Source organism: Nonomuraea sp. NPDC050643 (assembly GCF_040654715.1).
GTDB lineage: Bacteria > Actinomycetota > Actinomycetes > Streptosporangiales > Streptosporangiaceae > Nonomuraea.
Window position 1 is genome coordinate 159,307 of the sequence record NZ_JBFAIM010000001.1, and the last position, 19,670, is coordinate 178,976.

16 protein-coding genes are annotated in these 19,670 nt (G+C 70.0%); 12 read left to right on the forward strand and 4 right to left on the reverse strand.

Annotated elements, in window-relative coordinates:
• Positions 1-45 precede the first annotated feature (45 nt).
• Positions 46-1,551 (forward strand): Asp-tRNA(Asn)/Glu-tRNA(Gln) amidotransferase subunit GatB, encoded by a 1,506-nt coding sequence (gatB, locus tag AB0I15_RS00700; RefSeq protein WP_358087935.1) that lies wholly within the window; start codon positions 46-48, stop codon positions 1,549-1,551.
• A gap of 87 nt (positions 1,552-1,638) precedes the next feature.
• Here the strand turns inward: gatB and AB0I15_RS00705 are convergent, their stop codons facing one another.
• From AB0I15_RS00705 to AB0I15_RS00715, 3 genes are read right to left on the reverse strand one after another with little or no spacing between them, the layout of a single operon-like run.
• Entirely contained in the window at positions 1,639-3,162 is a 1,524-nt protein-coding gene (locus AB0I15_RS00705) for a tripartite tricarboxylate transporter permease (protein ID WP_358087938.1), read from the reverse strand.
• Positions 3,159-3,644, reverse strand: a complete 486-nt coding sequence (locus AB0I15_RS00710) for a tripartite tricarboxylate transporter TctB family protein (protein WP_358087941.1) — start codon at positions 3,642-3,644, stop codon at positions 3,159-3,161. Before AB0I15_RS00710 ends, AB0I15_RS00705 begins: the two co-directional genes overlap by 4 nt.
• A complete protein-coding gene (locus AB0I15_RS00715; RefSeq protein WP_358087944.1) occupies positions 3,644-4,609 on the reverse strand; it encodes a tripartite tricarboxylate transporter substrate binding protein in 966 nt (321 codons plus the stop codon). The genes AB0I15_RS00710 and AB0I15_RS00715 overlap by 1 nt, the downstream gene beginning before the upstream one ends.
• 136 nt (positions 4,610-4,745) lie before the next feature.
• Between AB0I15_RS00715 and AB0I15_RS00720 the strand changes: the two genes are divergently transcribed.
• The 3 genes from AB0I15_RS00720 to AB0I15_RS00730 all read left to right on the forward strand — a co-directional run bounded on the left by AB0I15_RS00720 (position 4,746) and on the right by AB0I15_RS00730 (position 9,075).
• Positions 4,746-6,320, forward strand: coding sequence for a sensor histidine kinase (locus tag AB0I15_RS00720; RefSeq protein ID WP_358087947.1), 1,575 nt, complete (start codon positions 4,746-4,748; stop codon positions 6,318-6,320).
• Positions 6,317-6,973, forward strand: a complete 657-nt coding sequence (locus AB0I15_RS00725) for a response regulator (protein WP_358087950.1) — start codon at positions 6,317-6,319, stop codon at positions 6,971-6,973. The genes AB0I15_RS00720 and AB0I15_RS00725 overlap by 4 nt, the downstream gene beginning before the upstream one ends.
• A 329-nt stretch (positions 6,974-7,302) precedes the next feature.
• Positions 7,303-9,075, forward strand: a complete 1,773-nt coding sequence (locus AB0I15_RS00730) for a VanW family protein (protein ID WP_358087953.1) — start codon at positions 7,303-7,305, stop codon at positions 9,073-9,075.
• Between the two features lie 34 nt (positions 9,076-9,109).
• Here AB0I15_RS00730 and AB0I15_RS00735 read toward each other — a convergent pair whose 3' ends face one another.
• Complete coding sequence (locus AB0I15_RS00735) at positions 9,110-10,156, reverse strand: PQQ-dependent sugar dehydrogenase (RefSeq protein ID WP_358087956.1); 1,047 nt, start codon at positions 10,154-10,156, stop codon at positions 9,110-9,112.
• Between the two features lie 38 nt (positions 10,157-10,194).
• Between AB0I15_RS00735 and AB0I15_RS00740 the strand changes: the two genes are divergently transcribed.
• From AB0I15_RS00740 to AB0I15_RS00775, 8 genes are all read left to right on the forward strand, one after another.
• Positions 10,195-11,103 carry a 2-hydroxyacid dehydrogenase gene (locus AB0I15_RS00740; RefSeq protein ID WP_358087959.1) on the forward strand — a complete coding sequence of 303 codons (909 nt, stop codon included), beginning with the start codon at positions 10,195-10,197 and terminating at the stop codon, positions 11,101-11,103.
• Positions 11,104-11,339: 236 nt separating this feature from the next.
• A complete protein-coding gene (locus AB0I15_RS00745; protein ID WP_358087962.1) occupies positions 11,340-13,955 on the forward strand; it encodes an EAL domain-containing protein in 2,616 nt (871 codons plus the stop codon).
• 204 nt (positions 13,956-14,159) lie between these two features.
• Positions 14,160-15,899, forward strand: coding sequence for an acetolactate synthase large subunit (locus AB0I15_RS00750; RefSeq protein WP_358087965.1), 1,740 nt, complete (start codon positions 14,160-14,162; stop codon positions 15,897-15,899).
• Positions 15,892-16,416, forward strand: coding sequence for an acetolactate synthase small subunit (gene ilvN / locus AB0I15_RS00755; protein ID WP_103959106.1), 525 nt, complete (start codon positions 15,892-15,894; stop codon positions 16,414-16,416). Before AB0I15_RS00750 ends, ilvN begins: the two co-directional genes overlap by 8 nt.
• A gap of 23 nt (positions 16,417-16,439) precedes the next feature.
• Entirely contained in the window at positions 16,440-17,423 is a 984-nt protein-coding gene (ilvC, locus tag AB0I15_RS00760) for a ketol-acid reductoisomerase (protein WP_358088746.1), read from the forward strand.
• Positions 17,424-17,504: 81 nt separating this feature from the next.
• Positions 17,505-18,083 carry a PadR family transcriptional regulator gene (locus tag AB0I15_RS00765; RefSeq protein ID WP_358087969.1) on the forward strand — a complete coding sequence of 193 codons (579 nt, stop codon included), beginning with the start codon at positions 17,505-17,507 and terminating at the stop codon, positions 18,081-18,083.
• A 64-nt stretch (positions 18,084-18,147) separates the two neighbouring features.
• Complete coding sequence (locus AB0I15_RS00770) at positions 18,148-19,119, forward strand: NAD(P)-dependent alcohol dehydrogenase (RefSeq protein WP_358087972.1); 972 nt, start codon at positions 18,148-18,150, stop codon at positions 19,117-19,119.
• Positions 19,120-19,215: 96 nt separating this feature from the next.
• Positions 19,216-19,632 (forward strand): HIT domain-containing protein, encoded by a 417-nt coding sequence (locus AB0I15_RS00775; protein WP_358087975.1) that lies wholly within the window; start codon positions 19,216-19,218, stop codon positions 19,630-19,632.
• The last annotated feature ends 38 nt before the right edge of the window (positions 19,633-19,670 follow it).

Sequence of the window (19,670 nt, forward strand, 5' to 3'; positions counted from 1 at the left end):
GAAGCGATAGCTTGAAACGCAACGATCTGAACTAAGGACCTCACCATGACTGCCGGTACGCTCATGCCGTACGACGAAGCGCTCGATCGGTTCGAGCCGGTGCTCGGCCTCGAGACGCATGTCGAGCTGGGCACCAAGTCGAAGATGTTCTGCGGCTGCAAGACGACCTTCGGCGCCCCGCCCAACACGCAGGTCTGCCCGACCTGCCTGGCCTTCCCCGGGGCGCTGCCGGTGGCCAATGCCGCGGCCATCGAGTCGACGATTCGCATCGGCCTGGCGCTGAACTGCTCCATCGCCGAATGGTGCCGCTTTGCCCGGAAGAACTACTTCTATCCGGACATGCCGAAGAACTACCAGATCTCCCAGTACGACGAGCCGCTCTGCTTCGACGGCTACGTCGACGTCGAGGTCGACGGGAAGACCGTGCGGATCGAGATCGAGCGGGTGCACCTCGAGGAGGACACCGGCAAGTCCACGCACGTGGGCGGCGCCACCGGGCGGATCCACGGCGCCGACTACTCGATCGTCGACTACAACCGCGCCGGCATCCCGCTGGTCGAGATCGTGACCAAGCCCATCCCCGGCACCGACCGGCTCGCGCCCGAGGTGGCCAAGGCCTACGTGACCGAGCTGCGCGAGATCATGCGCTCGCTGGGCGTCTCCGACGTGCGGATGGAGGAGGGGTCGCTGCGCTGCGACGTCAACGTCTCGCTCATGCCGCGCGGCTCGTCCGAGTGGGGCACCCGTACGGAGACCAAGAACGTCAACTCCCTGCGCAGCGTCGAGCGGTCCGTACGCAGTGAGATCGAGCGGCAGGCGGCCGTCCTGGCCCAGGGCGGCAAGATCACGCAGGAGACCCGCCACTTCCACGAGGACACCGGCACCACCACGTCCGGCCGGTCCAAGGAGGAGGCGCAGGACTACCGCTACTTCCCCGAGCCCGACCTGGTGCCGATCGCGCCCGACAAGGAGTGGGTGGCCTCGCTGAAGGCGGCCCTGCCCGAGCTGCCGTCGGTCAAGCGCCAGCGGCTGCAGGCCGAGTGGGGGCTGTCCGACCTCGACATGCAGGCCATGCACAACGCCGACGCGATCGACCTCGTCGAGGCCACGGTCGCGGCCGGGGCCCCGGCCGCCGACGCGCGCAAGTGGTGGATGGGTGAGCTGGCCCGGCGGGCCAACGAGACGGCCACCGCGCTGGCCGACCTGCCCATCACTCCCGGGCAGATCGCCAGGGTGACCGAGCTGGTCGCCTCGGGCGCGCTCAACGACAAGCTGGCGCGCGAGGTGCTCGAAGGCGTGCTGGCCGGTGAGGGCACGCCGGACGAGGTGGTCGAGCGGCGCGGGCTGCAGATCGTCAACGACGAGGGCGAGCTGTCGGCGATCATCGACCAGGTGCTGGCCGACAACGCCGACGCGGTCGAGAAGGTGCGGTCGGGGAAGATCGCCGCCGCCGGTGCGCTGGTGGGTGGTGTCATGCGGGCCAGCAAGGGCAAGGCCGACGCGGCGCGCGCCCGGCAGCTCATCCTGGACAAGCTCGGCGTCTCCGAGTAGAGCGGCAGGTTGTGGCCCCGCCGATCCGGACATATCGGCGGGGCTACACCAAGAACCACTGTGTTCGGTTCCCAGCGGGGACCGTGACTACTCCTCCCGGGGCGAATGTGACGAAGGCGTGACCCGCCGCCGGGCCATGAGCGTCCTGAACACGGGCGTGAGCAGGGCCAGCACCGCGAGCGCCAGCAGCGTCGCGGCGATCGGGCTGCGGACGAGCACGCTCACGTCGCCCGCCCCGATGGCCAGCGCCCTGCGGAGCTGGATCTCGGCCATCGGGCCCAGGATCATGCCGATCACCGCCGGGGCGACGGGCAGGCCGAAGCGCCGCATGGCGTAGCCGAGCAGGCCGAGCACGTACAGGACGAACAGGTCCACGATGGTGCCGTTCAGGGCGTAGACGCCCAGGGCGGCGAACAGCACGATCCCGGCGTAGAGGTACGGGCGGGGCACGCTCAGGACGCGGGCCCACAGCGGGGCCATCGGCAGGTTCAGCACCAGCAGCATCGTGTTGCCGATGAACAGTGAGGCGATCATGCCCCACACCAGCGCCGGGTTGTGGTCGAAGAGCTGGGGGCCGGGCTGCAGGCCGTACTGCTGGAAGGCGGCCAGCAGGATCGCGGCCGTCGCGGACGTGGGCAGTCCCAGCGTGAGCAGCGGGACCAGGGTGCCGGCCGCGGAGGCGTTGTTGGCCGCTTCGGGCCCCGCGACGCCCTCGATGGCGCCCTTGCCGTACTCCTCCTTGGCCACGCCGCGCGCCAGGCGCTTCTCGGCCGCGTACGACAGGAAGGTGGGGATCTCCGCCCCGCCGCCGGGCAGCGCGCCGAACGGGAAGCCCAGGGCGGTGCCGCGCAGCCAGGGACGCCAGGAGCGGCGCCAGTCCGCGCGCCCCATCCACGCCCGGCCGACGGGCACCACCTCGGGCGGTACGTGACGCAGCCGGGAGGCCACGTACAGGGCCTCGCCGAGGGCGAAGAGGCCCACCGCGACGATCACCACGTCGATGCCGTCCAGCAACTGGGGGATGCCCAGCGTCAGCCGCGCCTGGCCGGTCTGCTGGTCGATGCCGACCAGGCCGATCGCCAGGCCGAGGACGAGCGAGGCCAGGCCGCGCACGATCGAGCGGGACAGGACCGACGACACGGCCGTGAAGGCGAGGATCGCCAGCGCGAAGTAGTCCTCGGGGCCGAAGGAGATCGCGAAGCTGACCACCGCCGGCGCCGCCACCACCAGGAGCGCGGTGGCGATGGTGCCGGCCACGAACGAGCCGATGGCGGCCGTGGCCAGGGCCTGGGCGGCCCGCCCGCGCCGGGCCATCTTGTTGCCCTCGAGCGCCGTGATCATGGACGACGACTCGCCGGGCGTGTTGAGCAGGATGGAGGTGGTCGAGCCGCCGTACATGCCGCCGTAGTAGATGCCGGCGAACATGATGAACGCGCTGGCCGGCGGCACCGTGAAGGTGATCGGCAGCAGCAGCGCCACGGTCATCGCGGGCCCGATGCCGGGCAGGACGCCGACGAGGGTGCCGAGGGTGACGCCGATGAGCGCGTACAGGAGGTTGACCGGGGTGAGCGCGGCGGCGAAACCGTCGAGCAGCAACTGGAGCGAGTTCACAGCACACCCTCCAGCGGCCCGCCGGGCAGCGTCACGCCCAGACCCTTGACGAACAGCAGGTACGTCGCCACGCCCATGACCACCGCGATCCCGCCCGCGCGCAGCTTGTGCTCGGCGCCCAGCGCCACCGACAGGCCGAAGAACAGCAGGCTCGCGCCGATGATCCAGCCGAGCACGTTCAGGAGCGCCGCGAAGGCCAGGAAGATGCCGCTGACCAGGCCGACGCTGCGCCAGTCCGTGGGCGCCTCGACGTCCACGTCCTCGCTCTCCTCAGGGTCGCCGTGGCCGCCGCGTACGACGTCCACCACGTAGAACAGGCCGATGAGCACCATGGCGCCGCCCACCAGCATGGGGAAGAAGCGCGGCCCGATGCCGAGCTGGGAGGCCGCCGCGGAGACGTCGAGCGTCCCGACCACGACGAGCACGCCCAGCGCCAGCACCACGACCGCCAGCCCGAGTTCGGGCCGCCGCCAGCGGGCCATCAGGAGACGAGCCCCATCTCAGCGATGATCGCCTTGACCCGGGCCTGCTCGGAGTTCAGGTAGTCGGCGAACTGCTGTCCGGTCTGGAAGGAGTCGATCCAGCCGTTCTTGGCCACGGCGTCCTTCCACGGCTGCGAGTCGTGCATCTTGGTGACCAGGTCGGTCAGGGCCTTCTTGTCGGCGTCGGAGATCCCGCCAGGGGCCACGAAGCCGCGCCAGTTGGCCAGCTCCACGTCCAGCCCGGCCTCCTTGAGGGTGGGCGCGTCCAGGCCGGGCAGCCGCTCACCGGAGGTCACGCCGAGGGCGCGCAGCTTGCCGGACTTCACGTGCTCGGCGAACTCGCCCACACCCGAGATGCCCGCGCTGACCTTGTTGCCGAGCAGCTCGTTCAGCGCCTCGCCGCCGCCCGAGTGGGCGATGTAGTTGACCTGCTTGGGGTCCACGCCCGCGGCCTTGGCCATCAGGCCGGCCACGATGTGGTCGGTGCCGCCCGCCGAGCCGCCCGAGACGGACACCTTCGCCGGGTCGGCCTTCCAGGCCGCCACCAGGTCGGCCAGCGACTTGTACGGGGACGCGGCCGGGACCACGACGATCTCGTACTCCTCGGTCAGCTTGGCGATGGGCGTGGTCTCGGCCAGCGTGACCTTGGACTTGTTCTGCTCGATGGCGCCCACCATGACCAGGCCCATGGTCATCAGCAGGTTGCCGTTGCCCTTCTCACCGGCCAGTTGCGCCAGGCCGATCGTGCCGCCGGCGCCGGGCACGTTGAACACCTCGACCTTGCGCTTCGGGTCGGCCGCCTTGAACGCCTGCTCGGCCGTGCGGGAGGTCTGGTCCCAGCCCCCGCCGGGCGCGGCCGGCGCCATGATCCGCAGCGCGGCGTTGGCGGAATTACCCTGCTCACCGCACCCCGTCAGCGCGCCGAGGGAGAGTGCCGCGAGAGCGGCGAGTACGCGAAAGCGCATGATCACTCCAAGGGTGGATTTCACGTTTATGGAACTGGGATCGTGAAGTCCAATTTCCCCGGCGTCGAGGCTTTGCACCCTTGCCGTCATAGTGGTCGTATTGGTCGCGACCTGGTCGTGACCTGGGTTTGTTTCCATGTGCAGCGTGAGACGGGTGCGGGACGCCTCCCTCGGGACCCAGTTGTTCATGCTCCAGATGGTGATCGTGATACTCGCCGTCGGGGGCACCGGAGGCGTGTGGGCCGAGCAGATGCGCGACCAGCTCGACTCGCTGCACCAGCAGCGGGCGCTGGCCATCGCGCAGTCCGTCGCCGCGCTGCCGCAGGTGCGCGAGGCGTTCAAGCTGACGCGCCCGGAGACCGTGCTGCAGCCGCTGGCCATGAGCGTCCAGCAGGAGACCGGCGCCGACTACGTCGTGATCGCCAACACCGACCAGGAACGCTACGCCCACCCCAACACCGCGCTGATCGGCAAGCGGCTGTCCACCGACGGCACCACGGTCCTGCGGACCGGGCGGAGCTGGGTCGGCACGGAGACCGGCACGATCGGCACCACGGTCAGGGGCAAGACCCCCATCCGCGACGAATACGGCACCATCATCGGCCTCGTCTCCGTCGGCGTCCTGGAGACCACGGTCACCGGCCAGGTCGCCCACGCCCTCCCGCGGCTGATCTGGACGGCGCTGGCCGTGCTGCTGGCCGGGCTCGCGCTGGCCGCGCTGATCACCGCGCGGATCCGCAAGCAGACGTTCGGCCTGGAGCCGCGCGAGATCGCCGCGCTGCTCGAACAGCGCGAGGGCGTGCTGCACGGGGTCAAGGAGGGCGTGCTCGCGCTCGACCTGTCGGGGCGGGTCACGCTGGTCAACGACGCCGCCGGCGAGCTGCTGGGCGAGGTGGGCGAAGACCTCACCAGGATGCCGGTCTCCGAGCGCATGCGCGACGTGCTCAGCGGCGCCGACCCGGGCGAGGACCGCGTCGTGCTGCACGGCGATCGCGTGCTGGTGCTCAACCGCACCCCGGTCTCCGTACGCGGGCGCCACCGCGGCTGGGTGGTCACCCTGCGCGACCGCACCGAGCTGATCCGGCTGGCCCGCGAGCTCGACGACACCAGCAGCGCGACCGAGGCGCTGCGGGCCCAGGCGCACGAGTTCGCCAACCGCATGCACACCGTCGTCGGCCTGCTGGAGCTGGGCGAATACGAGGCCGCCGTCGGCTTCATCACCCGCACCACCTCCGGCACCTACGCCGCCGACCTGCGCGAACGCATCCAGGACCCCACCCTCGCCGCCCTGCTGCTGGCCAAGTCCGCAGAGGCGGCCGAGCGCGGGGCCAGGATCGTCCTGTCGGACGACTCCGCCGTGCCCGAGGGCCTGCTCGGCGACCCGCAGGACGCGGTCCTGGTGGTCGGCAACCTGGTCGCCAACGCCATCGACGCCCTGGACGGCAAGGAGGGCACGATCGAGGTGTCGGTCCAGGCCGACGAGCGCGGCCTGCGCGTACGCGTCGGCGACTCAGGCCCCGGCATCGCCCCCGACCTGGTGGAGGAGGTCTTCAGGGAGGGCTTCACCACCAAGGCCGCCCAGTCGGGGCCTCGCGGCCTCGGCCTGGCCCTGACCCGGCAGGCGTGCCTGCGCAGGGGCGGCTGGGTACGGGTGGGTAACGCGGGCGGCGCGGTCTTCACCGCCCTGCTGCCGGCGAGGGGGCGGTCGTGATTCGCGTGCTGGTCGTCGACGACGACTTCATGGTCGCCCGCATCCACCGGGGCTACGTGGACCGCGCGCCGGGTTTCCAGGTCGTCTCCGTGGCGCACACCGGGGCCGACGCGCTCGCCGCCGTCTCCGAGCTGCGGCCCGATCTGGTGCTGCTCGACATCTACCTGCCCGACATGTCCGGCCTGGACGTCCTCAAGGCGCTCAGCGACGTGGACGTCCTCATGATCAGTGCCGCCCGCGACGTGCCCACCGTCAGGGAGGCCATGCGCGGCGGCGCGGTCAACTACCTCATCAAGCCGTTCACCGCCGCCGCCCTCGCCGAACGCCTCCAGCAGTACGCCGACACCCGCAAACGCCTGACCGCCATCGGCCGGGAGGCCCGCCAGGACGACGTCGACCGCCTCTTCGGGACGCTCAAGACCACCGCCCCCATGCCGAAAGGGTTGTCCGCGGCAACCTGCGCGCTGGTCGCCGATACCCTGCGGGAGGCCGGCCGCGACCTGTCGGCCGCCGAGGCGGCCGAGCTCACGGGCCTGTCGCGGGTGAGTGCCCGCCGCTATCTGGAATATCTGTGCGCGGCGGGTCAGGCCGAGTTCCGGCCCCGCTACGGCACGGCCGGTCGTCCAGAACATCGCTACAGGTGGCTAGGTTGACACACTTCCGTAGCCATTTCCCGTGACATATGCGGATGCGCGTGCCTTACTGTTGCCTGAGACTTGGCTGCGGACCGGGAGGAGATTGAGGCGTGCGAAACGCCGGACCGATCGAATCACCGACCGACCCGTTCGCCTCGGTGCCATTACCCACGTCGGGTGTCTCCAGGAAGCCGCGGATCGAAGGGCTCCCCCCGGGCGTCTCCCGGGACATCTTCGGCCCTCCGGACCGGCAGGAGCCTCGGCAGGCCCAAGGCCCGAGCGCTGCGGGCGGTCCATCAGGCAATGGCGCGCTGCCTCCGGTCGCGCCGCCGGCGCAGCCGTGGCCGATGACCGGCAAGGATCCGTCGGTCCCGCCCGCCCCGGTGTTCGGCCTGAACGGTTCCGCGGAACGCCCGCCCGCCTACGAGCCCGAGCCGCCCCGGCGCCGCCGGCTGCTGCCCGGCCTGCTCGCGTTCATCCTGCTGCTCGCGGCCCTCGCGTACGTGGTGCCGGCCGTGTTCATGTCCGGATCGGTGCTGCGCGGCACGCACGTGGGCGGGGTCGACATCGGCGGCCTGACCGTGACCCAGGCGGCCGACAAACTGCGCGCCGAACTCGGCACCAGGCTCGGCAAGCCGGTCATCGCCGACATCGGCGGTACCAAGGAGACCGTGCAGGCCGACGAGGCCGGGCTCGAGCTGGACGTGGTCGGCACCATCGGCCAGGCGTCCAGCGGGTTCCCCAGCCCGCAGGAGGTGTGGCGGGGACTGACCGGCACCACCGAGCTCCAGCCGAAGATCAGCGTCGACTCCTCCCAGCTCACCAGGACCGTCGAGGGCATGGCCGAGGCCGCCGACAAGCCGGCGCACGAGGGCCGGGTGACCTTCACCGGCCTGCAGCCCAAGGCCCGCCAGCCGGAGGACGGCGTCCTGCTCGACCGCGAGGACGCCGTACGCCGGATCAGCGACGCCTTCCTACAGGGCGGCGGGCGCACGGTCGTGCTCGCGGTCCGGCCCGCCAAGCCCGTCACCACCACGGAGGGGGTCGAGGCGGCGCTGGCCAAGGCCAAGCAGGCGGTCTCCGGGCCCATCACGCTGACCCTCGGCACCAAGCAGGCCCAGGTCACCCCGGCGCTGATCGCGGCGAACCTGTCGTTCAACTCCAGCGGCGACGGCGGGCTCGTGCCCGAGTTCAACGCCAAGGCGGTGCTCGCCGGGCTGGAGAGCGGCCTGGTGGACGCGGCCCAGCAGCCGCGCGACGCCACGTACGAGATCGTGGACGGCAAGCCGGTCCTCGTGCCCGCCCGCACCGGGCGGGGGGTCAACGACAAGCTGCTGGCCCGGGACATGGAGAAGGTGTTCGACGGGGGCGGGAGCCGGACGATCCCGGTCCGCCTGGGCACCGTCGCGCCCGTCGTCGAGACCGCGCAGATCCAGGGGCTCGGCATCAAGGAGCTCGTGGCCAGCTTCAACACGACCTTCGACTGCTGCCAGGCCCGGGTGAAGAACATCCAGCGGATGGCGCAGGAGCTCGACGGATACGTGGTCAAGCCCGGTGAGACGTTCTCGCTCAACGACGTCCTGGGCGAGCGGACGATCGAGGACGGGTACGTCGAGGCGGGGCAGATCGTCGGCGGCCGGATGGTGAACATCATCGGCGGCGGGGGCTCCCAGTTCGCGACGACCATGTACAACGCCGCGTTCTTCGGCGGGTTCGAGGACGTGGAGCACCAGCCGATGGACTACTACGCCCCCCGCTATCCGGCCGGGCGTGACGTGGCGCTGCTCTATCCGGACCTGGACCTGAAGTGGCGCAACGACTCCGAGACCGGGGTGCTGATCAAGACCGCCTTCACGGAGACCTCGGTGTCGGTGGCGCTGTGGAGCACCAAGCGGTTCGACAAGATCGAGCCGATCGAGTCGGAGCGGCGGGACCTCACCCCGTTCCGGCGTGAGAGCAGCTCGGCCGCCGGCTGCCTGCCGACCGTGGGGGAGCAGGGGTTCACGATCGATGTGACCCGGGTGTTCCACAAGGACGGCAAGGTGCTCAAGAAGGACAAGAAGCTCACCACCAAGTACCGGCCCCAGGCCCAGATCACCTGCACCGCCACAACCCGCTGAGCTCCTGCGAAGGACTCTTGAGCGGGGTTGCGGGTCAGGATGGGGTGACGGTCATGATGCGGTCGTCGCCGTTGCGGGGGGAGCCGCGGCCGTCCTGGTTGCTGGTGCCGACCCACAGGGCGCCGTCGGGGGTCGTGGTGACCGCGCGGATGCGGCCGTAGCGGTCGGTGTAGTGGGCGACCGGGCGGCCCGCCGAGCCGTCGTCCCCGAGCGGCACCTGCCACAGCCGGGCCCCGCGCAGCGCGCCCACCCACAGCGAGCCGGCCGCGTACGCCATCCCCGACGGTGACGCCTCGCCCGTGGACCAGGTGAGGATCGGGTTGACGTACCGCTGGTCGTCGCCGCGCCCCTCGACCTCGGGCCAGCCGTAGTTGGCCCCGGGCTTGATCAGGTTGACCTCGTCGTAGGTGTTGGCGCCGAACTCGGAGGCGTACAGGCGGCCGGCGGTGTCCCAGGCCAGGCCCTGGACGTTGCGGTGGCCGTAGCTGTAGACCAGCGTGCCGAACGGGTTGCCGGGCGCGGGGGCGCCGTCGGCGGTCATGCGCAGGATCTTGCCCCCGAGCGAGTCGCGCTGCTGGGCCAGGCTCCGGTCGCCGATCTCGCCGGTGGTGGCGTACAGGAAGCCGTCGGGGCCGAACGCGAGCCGGCCGCCGTTGTGGATGCCGCCCTTCGGGATGCCCTCGACGATGAGGCGCCGATCGGTGAGGCCGTCGCCGGCGTGCCGGTAGCGGACGATCCGGTTGTCCTGTTCGGCGGTGTAGTAAAGGAAGATTTGTTCGCCTTTGACCGCAACCCCCATCAGCCCGCCCTCACCGTCCGGGGTCACGCCCTCGATCGTGCCGAGCTCTCGCGCCTGACCGGCCGGGGTCACCCGCAGCAGCCGCGCCGAGTCCCGCTCGGTCACCAGCGCGTCGCCGCCGGGCAGGAACGCGATCGCCCACGGCACGGACAGTCCCGTCACCACGTCCTTCGGGTCGCCGGGGGCGGCCCCGGCCGGCACGGCGGCCGTCGGGAGCACCTCTCCGCCGGTGGAGCACGCGGTGAGGGCGGCCATCAGCATGATCGTCCAGAGCTTCCTCATGTGTTCCATACTGACCCTTGAGTCGTAAGGTTCTCGGCATGAAGACCTGGGTTCCGTCCGATTCTGTGGCTGATGTACTGTCCGACCTTCCTGGAGTCGAATGCACCGTCTATGACGGCACGTCCTCGATGCCGGATGGAGTCGAGGACGTGGAGGTGTGGATCCCCCCGTTGATCACCGTGCCCGACGTGGCGGGCACCCTGGGCCGGATGACCTCGTTGCGGCTGGTGCAGACCGTGACGGCCGGGGTGGAGCCGTACCGGCCGCACATGCCCGAGGGCGCGGTGCTGTGCAACGCGCGTGGTGTGCACGACGCGGGGACGGCCGAGTGGGCGGTTGGGGCGATGATCGCGGTGCTGCGGGAGTTCCCCGGGTTCACCGACGCGCAGCGCAGGGGTGACTGGACCTATCACCACACCGGCGTGCTGGCCGACTCGACCGTGCTGATCGTCGGCTACGGCTCCATCGGCGCGGCGCTGGAGAGGCGGCTCGAGGGGTTCGAGGTGGACGTCGTACGCGTGGCCAGGAGCGCCCGCGACGGCGTGCACGCCATGGACGAGCTGCCCACACTGCTGTCCGAGGCGGACGTCGTCGTGCTGCTCGTGCCCGCGACCGCCGCCACCGCCGGGATGGCGGACGCCGCGTTCCTCGCGCGGATGAAGGACGGCGCCGTGCTCGTCAACGCCGCCCGGGGCGGGATCGTCGACACCGACGCACTGATCGCGGAGCTCAAAACCGGTAGGCTACGCGCCGCGCTGGATGTGACCGCGCCCGAGCCGCTGCCCGAGGGCCACCCCCTCTGGAGCGCGCCGGGCGTCCTGATCACCCCACACGTCGCGGGCAGCACCCCCGCGTCGGAGCGGCGCATGCTGCGCCTCATGCGGGCCCAGTTGGAGCGTTACCTCGCAGGTGGAGAGCTGGTCAACGTTATTACCGACTCATACTGAGAGGATCCCGGAACGTGGCTGGTCCGTGACCTTCGGTGCGTACGGTTGCGTTTGCAGGGAGTTCCTGACTCACTGTCAAGGAACTCTTGGCGGCAATTGGTCTGTGTGGTTATCAGATCGGTGACGACATCGGCGTTGTCACCACCCGCGCACCCACGACCGCACACACTGGCGAAGTGATCGACCGGGCTTCGGCGGTCGCTGGTGCAGAGTTCGAGACGGGATGGGCAACGACTGTGATCCGCTGGCGTGATCCACGGGTGCCGCCGGCCGCCGCGGCGGCGGCCGGCGCGGTTGTGTTCACCGCCGCCCTCCTCGCGGGCGGTCCGGCCCTGCTCACCGGTGCGATCGCCGGAGGGCTCGCGGCGCTGATCGCCGCCACCTCCCTGATGATCGCCTCGGTTCGGAAGGCCGGGCACCGCCCGATGGCGATGGCCGCTCGCTGGATGGGCGGCGGCGCCGTCATCTGGGCCGCGGGTGTGGCGCTGAGGCCGTTCGCCGAGGGCTTCGTGGTCAGCTTCGCCGACATGTTCGTGCTGCTCGGCACGGTCGTCACGGCCGGTGGCGCGTTGATCGCCGCCGACCGGAAGCTCCCGGCCGGCGTCGCCTTACGGCATATCACCGACGCCTATCTGTGCGCCGCCTCGCTCTTCCTCATCGGCTGGGTGGTGGCGCTTCGTCACGTCTACGCCGAGAGCGCCGACCCGGCCGGGTTCACGCTCGTCATGCTGCCGCCGATGATCGCGCTGCTGGTGACCTGCGCCGTGATCCCGTCGGTGCTCACCAGCCGGGCCTCCTCCTGGCTGCTCGGCCTGGTGGGCGTGGGCGCGCTGGCCACCATGACCGTGGCCGGGCTGGGCGCGGCGGTGGCGCGGCTCGACGGCGGAGACCCGCAGGTGTGGAGCGTCATGCTCGCTCCCGTCGCGTTCCTGCTGCTCGCCGCCGTCCCCTGGGGCCCGCGGGTCAAGGAGGCGGGCCACCCGGCCGTCGGCCACGTGGTCGCGCTGGTGCCGCTCGCGCTGGTCGCCGTCGCCGCCTTCACGCTGCTGTTCCGCATGGCGGGCGGCCCCCACAGCCAGCCGGTGACCGGCGTGGTCGTGGTCGCGGTCTCCGTGGTGCTGCTCCTGCTCGTGCGCCTGTTCGTGGTCTCGGCGCTCAACGTGCGCCTGCGCGGCCTGGTCAAGCTGGGCCGGCGGCAGCTCAGAGAGCTGGCCGAGAGCAGCGGCGACGTGGTGTTCACCTGCGACTACGAGGGCGTCGTACGCGAGATCGGCGCCGGCGTCGAGGTCACGTACGGCTACGCCCCCGACGAGCTGGTCGGCGGGTCGATCTTCGACTACATCCACCCGGAGGACGTGCCGGGCATCCAGGTCGCCATGCGCGCCATGCACCTCGACGAGGAGAACGCCGCGCCCGGCGCCTGCCTGATCGCCTGCCGCGTACGCGCGGCCGACGGCACCTGGCGTCCCACCGAGTCCGTCGCCACCCGCCAGGTCGGTGGCGACGAGCTGATGCTGGTGACGACCAGAGACGTCAGCGACGAGGAGGCGCTGCGCAACCAGGTCGCCCACCTGACCTTCCACGACGGCGTCACCGGGCTGCCCAACCGCGCCTACTTCGAGGAGCGCACCCGTGAGGTGCTCTCGGGCCGTACGTCGGGCAACGTCGCGGTCATCTTCCTCGACCTCGACGGCTTCACCTCGGTCAACGACTCGGTCGGACACGCCAGCGGCGACTACCTGCTCGGGCAGGCGGCCCGCCGGCTGCGCGGCGCCGTACGCGCCGACGACACGCTCGCCCGCTGGGGCGGCGACGAGTTCGCGGTGCTCGTGGAGACCGGCGGCGAGGCGCAGGTCGCGGTGGATCTGGCCGAGCGGCTGGTCCGCGCGGTCTCGCAGGAGCCGTTCCGGGTGGCCGACCGCGACGTGGCGCTGACCGCCAGCGTGGGCGTGGCCTTCACCGAGGACGACATGCCCGCGGGCGACCTCATGCGCAACGCGGATGTGGCGATGGCGCGCTCCAAGGAGCTGGGCGGGCGGCGGGTGGAGGTGTTCGCCGCGCAGATGCACGCCGACGTGGTGCGCCGCCTGGAGCTGGCCGCCGACCTGCAGCGGGCGCTCATCGAGCAGCAGTTCGCGATCGAGTACCAGCCGGTGGTGGACCTGGCCACGTCGCGGGTGACCGCGGTCGAGGCGCTGGTGCGGTGGTGGCGCGGGTCGGTGTTCGTGCCGCCGGAGCAGTTCCTGGGCCCGGCCGAGGACACCGGGCTCATCGTGCCGCTGAGCGAGTGGATACTGCGCGAGTCGTGCCGCGAGGTGGCCGCCTGGCGGGCCTCGTCCTGGGACATCGGGCTGTCGCTCAACCTGTCGGCGCGCCAGATCACCGCGCCGCGGTTCGTCGAGACCGTCGAGGAGGCGCTGTCCGAGAGCGGGCTGCCCGCCTCCGCGCTCACCCTCGAGGTCATCGAGGAGATGCTGGTCGAGGACGCCGAGGAGACCATCAAGCGCCTGTCGGAGCTGCGCGCCCTCGGGGTGCGCCTGGCGATCGACGACTTCGGCACCGGCTACGCGTCGCTGGCCTTCCTGCGGCAGCTTCCCGTCGACATGATCAAGATCGACCCCTCCTTCGTGTCGGGGCTCGGCATGGACGACACGCTGACCCTGCTCACGCGCACGATCGTGCGGCTGGGGCACGACCTCGGGCTTATCGTGGTGGCCGAGGGGATAGAGCGTCCCGAGCAGCTCGAACTGCTGAAGCAGATGGGCTGCACGAGGGGGCAGGGATTCCTGGTGGCGCGGCCGATGGCGGCGCGCGGCGTCGACTCCTTGATGCGTACGAGTCTCACTGTTTGAGACTTGTGTCCACCAAGTTGACACTGGGGCGTTCGGAGCGGCTATGGTGTAAGCCATGCTTCGCAGTGAGATTCTCGTAGTACTTCGCCGGCGCGCAGGCCGATAGCGAAGCACGACGACCTGCGCGCCGCCCCAGACCCGCCGCCTGGTGGGAAGGGGCATTTTTTATGTCCTTAAGCGAGTAGTCACGCAAGGAACGAGCCGATGACCGAACGGATGACAGGTGCACAGGCCCTGGTGAGGGCGCTGGAGCATGTTGGAGTCGACACAGTGTTCGGGATCCCGGGCGGTGCCATTCTGCCGGCCTACGATCCTCTCTACGACTCGACCAAGGTCCGGCACGTGCTCGTACGGCACGAGCAGGGTGCGGGTCACGCGGCCGAGGGCTACGCGCAGGCCACGGGCAAGGTCGGGGTGTGCATGGCGACCAGCGGCCCCGGTGCCACGAACCTGGTGACGCCGATCGCCGACGCGTACATGGACTCGGTGCCGATCGTGGCGATCACCGGGCAGGTGGCCAGCGCGGCCATCGGCACCGACGCTTTCCAGGAAGCCGACATCTCCGGCATCACCATGCCGATCACGAAGCACAACTTCCTGGTCACCGATCCCGCGGACATCGCCCGTACGATCATGGAGGCCTTCCACATCGCCTCCACCGGCCGTCCCGGCCCGGTCCTCGTGGACATCTCCAAGGACGCGCTCCAGGCCGAGACCACCTTCTCCTGGCCGCCGACCATGCAGCTCCCGGGCTACCGCCCGGTCACCAGGCCGCACAGCAAGCAGATCCGCGAGGCCGCCAAACTCATCGCCGAGGCCAAGCGCCCGGTCCTGTACGTCGGCGGCGGCGTCCACAAGGCGGGCGCGTCGCCCGAGCTGCTGCAGCTCGCCGAGCTGACGAACATCCCGGTCATCACCACCCTGATGGCCCGCGGCACGTTCCCCGACAGTCACCCCCAGCACATGGGCATGCCGGGCATGCACGGCAGTGTGACGGCCGTGGGCGCGCTGCAGAAGTCGGATCTGATCATCGGCCTGGGCGTGCGCTTCGATGATCGGGTCACGGGTAATTTGTCATCCTTCGCGCCCTACGCGAAGGTCGTGCACGCCGACATCGACCCGGCGGAGATCTCGAAGAACCGCCACGCCGACGTGCCGATCGTGGGCGACTGCAAGGAGGTCATCACCGACCTCATCACCGCCATCCAGGCGTCGGCCCAGAAGGGCGACTACGCCGACTGGTGGACGGCGCTCAACAGCTACAAGAGCACCTACCCGCTGGGCTACGAGGAGTTCGAGGACGGCTCGCTGGCCCCCCAGTACGTCATGCAGCGGCTGAGCGCGATCGCCGGCCCCGAGACCTACTACGTGGCCGGCGTCGGGCAGCACCAGATGTGGGCCTCGCAGTTCATCGGCTACGAGAACCCCGGCACGTTCATCAACTCCGGCGGCCTGGGCACCATGGGCTTCGCCGTCCCGGCCGCGATGGGCGCGAAGATGGGCCGCCCCGATTCCACCGTGTGGGCCATCGACGGCGACGGCTGCTTCCAGATGACCAACCAGGAGCTGGCCACCTGCGCGCTGGAAGGCGTGCCGATCAAGATCGCCGTCATCAACAACGGCAACCTCGGCATGGTCCGCCAGTGGCAGACGCTGTTCTACCAGGAGCGATACTCCAACACCGACCTGCAGACGACGCGCCGCATCCCGGACTTCGTCAAACTGGCCGAGGCCTATGGTTGTGTGGGTCTGCGATGCGAACGTTCGGAAGACGTGGACGCCGTCATCAAGAAGGCCATGGAGATCAACGATGTGCCTGTCGTGATCGACTTCGTCGTCCACCAGGACGCCATGGTCTGGCCCATGGTCGCGGCGGGCACCAGCAACGACGACATCAAGATCGCCCGTGACATGGCGCCGAAGTGGGAGAACGAGGATGAGTAGGCACACGCTGTCGGTGCTTGTCGAGAACAAGCCCGGTGTCCTGGCGCGCGTGTCGGCGCTGTTCAGCCGCCGGGGGTTCAACATCGACTCCCTCGCAGTCGGGCCGACCGAGCACGACGACATCTCGCGCATGACCATCGTGGTCAGCGTCGAGGAGTTGCCGCTGGAGCAGGTCACCAAGCAGCTCAACAAACTGGTGAACGTGCTCAAGATCGTCGAGCTCGACCCGTCCCAGTCCGTTCAGCGCGAACTGATGCTGATCAAGGTCAAGGCCGACTCCGAGAGCCGCTCCCACGTGCTGGAGCTCGTCCAGCTCTTCCGCGCCCGCTGCATCGACGTGGCGGCCGACGCCGTGACCATCGAGGTCACCGGCACTCCCGACAAGCTCGAGGCGTTCGTCAAGGTCCTCGAGCCGTTCGGGATCAAAGAACTCGTCCAATCGGGCATGGTGGCCATCGGCCGCGGCGCCCGCTCCATCACCGACCGGTCCCTCAGGGCACTGGACCGTACCGCCTGAAAGGTTTTGAGCAAGTGACCGAGATTTACTACGACGACCAGGCCGACCTGTCGATCATTCAGGGACGCCACGTGGCCGTGCTGGGGTACGGCAGCCAGGGCCACGCCCACGCGCTCTCCCTGCGTGACTCCGGCGTGGACGTGCGCGTCGGCCTGCCCGAGGGCTCCAAGAGCCGGGAGAAGGCCGAGAACGACGGCCTGCGCGTCGTGACCCCGGCCGAGGCCGTCGAGGAGGCCAACCTCACGATGATCCTGGCGCCGGACCACATCCAGCGCCACCTGTACGCCGACCACGTGGCCCCCAACCTGGTCGAGGGCGACGCGCTGTTCTTCGGCCACGGCCTCAACATCCGCTACGGCCTCATCGAGGCCCCGGAGGGTGTGGACGTGTGCATGGTGGCCCCCAAGGGCCCCGGCCACCTCGTCCGCCGCCAGTTCGAGGCCGGCCGTGGTGTGCCGTGTCTCGTGGCCGTCGAGAAGGACGCCTCCGGCAAGGGCCTGGACCTGGCCCTCTCCTACGCCAAGGGCATCGGCGGCACCCGCGCCGGCGCGCTGCGCACCACGTTCAAGGAGGAGACGGAGACCGACCTGTTCGGTGAGCAGGCCGTGCTCTGCGGCGGTGTCTCCGAGCTCATCAAGGCGGGCTTCGACACGCTCATCGAGGCGGGCTACCAGCCCGAGGTCGCCTACTTCGAGTGCCTCCACGAGATGAAGCTCATCGTCGACCTCATGTACGAGGGCGGCATCTCGAAGATGTACTGGTCGGTCTCCGACACGGCCGAGTACGGCGGCTACACCCGCGGCCCGCGCATCATCAACGACGAGGCCCGTGCGGAGATGCGCCGCGTGCTGGCCGAGGTCCAGGACGGCACCTTCGCCCGGCAGCTCGTCGAGGAGTTCGACGGCGGCCAGAAGGAGTTCACGCGCTACCGCGAGGAGCTGGCCGAGAACGCGATCGAGAAGACGGGCGCCAAGCTGCGCCCGATGATGAGCTGGCTCAAGGCCTAGCGACCGCGCGACGGGCGGGGGATCTTCCCGCCCGTCGCGTTTTTCTGTCACCAGCTAGTCAAAGTTGATTAGGAGCGGAACGTGTCGGCGATCCGGTTGCTGGTCCTGGGCGCGGTACGACGGCACGGTCGGGCCCACGGCTACCAGGTGCGCAACGACCTGGAGTTCTGGGGCGCGGACGAGTGGTCGAACACCAGGCCGGGCTCGATCTACCACGCGCTCAAGCAGATGGCCAAGCAGGGGCTGCTGCACGTGTACGAGACCGGGCCGAGCACGGCCGGCGGCCCGCCGCGCACCGAGTACGAGCTCACGGACCGGGGCACCGCCGAGTACTTCTCGCTCCTGCGCGGGGCGCTGACCACGCACGACAAGCTGGACCTGCTGTCGGCCGGGCTCGGCTTCATCGCCGACCTGCCGAGGGAGGAGGCCCTCGCGCTGCTGCGGCAGCGGGTCGGCAACCTCCGGGCGTGGCGCGAGTCCGTCACGACCTATCCCGGGCAGGGCGAGCTCGGCCACATCGGGGAGATCACGAACCTGTGGGCGCACTCGGCGGAGGCCGGCGTGGAGTGGACACGAGGGCTGATCGAGCGGATCGAGGGCGGCGCGTACGCGTTCGCGGGTGAGGGCGGCGATCCCTTCGCGGGAGTACTCGCCGACTAGGCCGGATGCTACTCTTTTCATATGTCAGGAATTTCTTTCATGTGTCAAGGGAGGCAACTCGATCATGAAGGCCATCCGCTACCACGCTTACGGGCCGCCTGAGGTCATCCGGCTCGAAGAGACCGGCAAGCCCGACGTGGGCGACGACGACGTGCTGATCCGGGTGCGCGCGGCCTGCGTCAACCCCGGCGACCTGCACTTCCTGCGCGGCACGCCGTACATCTTCCGGCTCATGGCGGGGCTGACCCGGCCCAAGTCGCCCCGGCTCGGCAACGACCTGGCGGGGGAGGTCGAGGCGGTGGGCAAGAACGTCACGAGGTTCCAGCCGGGGGACGGGGTCTACGGCTGTGCACCGGGCGCGTTCGCCGAATACGTCGTCGTGCGTGAGGACGGGCCGGTGGCCAGGAAGCCGGGCGGGCTGACGTACGAGCAGGCGGCGGCCGTACCGACCTCGGGGCTGACCGCTCTGCAGGCGCTGCGTGACAAGGGCGGGCTGAAGGCCGGGCAGAGGATCCTGGTCAACGGGGCGGCGGGCGGGGTCGGCACGTTCGCGGTGCAGCTCGCCAAGGCGTACGGGGCCGAGGTGAGCGGAGTGTGCAGCACGGCGAACGTGGAGCTGGTCCGCTCGCTGGGAGCCGATCACGTCGTCGACTACACCAAGGAGGACTTCACCCGTTCCGGGCGGAGCTACGATCTCTTTCTCGACAATGTGGGCAATCGCTCGTTACCGGACTGCAGGCGAGTGCTCACCCCCCAAGGCGCCTTCATCCCCAACAGCGGGTCCGGCGGCGGCAAGGTGATGGGCGTGGTGGGCCGGCTCGTCAAGCTCATGGTGATGACGAGGTTCGTCCGGCACCGGTTCGTCAACTTCATGACGAAGGAGAACGCGGACGATCTCGACGCCCTGCGGGAGCTGATCGAGGCCGGGAAGGTCACTCCGGTCATCGACCGGTCCCATCCTCTGGCGGAGGCCGCCGAGGCCATCGGCTATGCCGAGCGCGGACACGCCAGGGGCAAGGTCATCCTCACCGTCTGAGCCGGACGGCCGAACCTGATCGACCGACGCGCGGGCCGGTTGTGATCATGCTGTCATGCCGCGCCACTCCTTCGTCTCCTTCACCCGAGGACGCAGATGAGCTGCGTCTTCTGCCGCATCGTCCAAGGCGCCGAGCCCGCGCGGAGTGTCCACGAGGACGAGCACACGGTCGCCTTCCTCGACCTCGCCCAGGCCACCAGGGGTCATACCCTGGTCGTCCCGCGTGTGCACCACCGCGATCTGGGGGACATCCCGCTCGACACTGCCGAGCGGGTCATGCGCGCCGCCGTCGAGGTGTCCAGGCGCCTGACCGGCGCGCTGGGGGCGGCGGGCGTCAACCTCTGGCACGCGAGCGGCGAGACCGCCTGGCAGAGCGCGTTCCACTTCCACTTCCACGTCGTCCCCCGATACGCGGACGGCGACCGCACGCCCCCGTGGACCGAGGTCGAGCAGCCCGTCGAGTTTCTCGCCGGCATGGCCCGATCCATCCGCGCGTGGCGTATCGAGATGTGACGTGTTTACTTCGTTATATCGTTCGATATAACATCCGA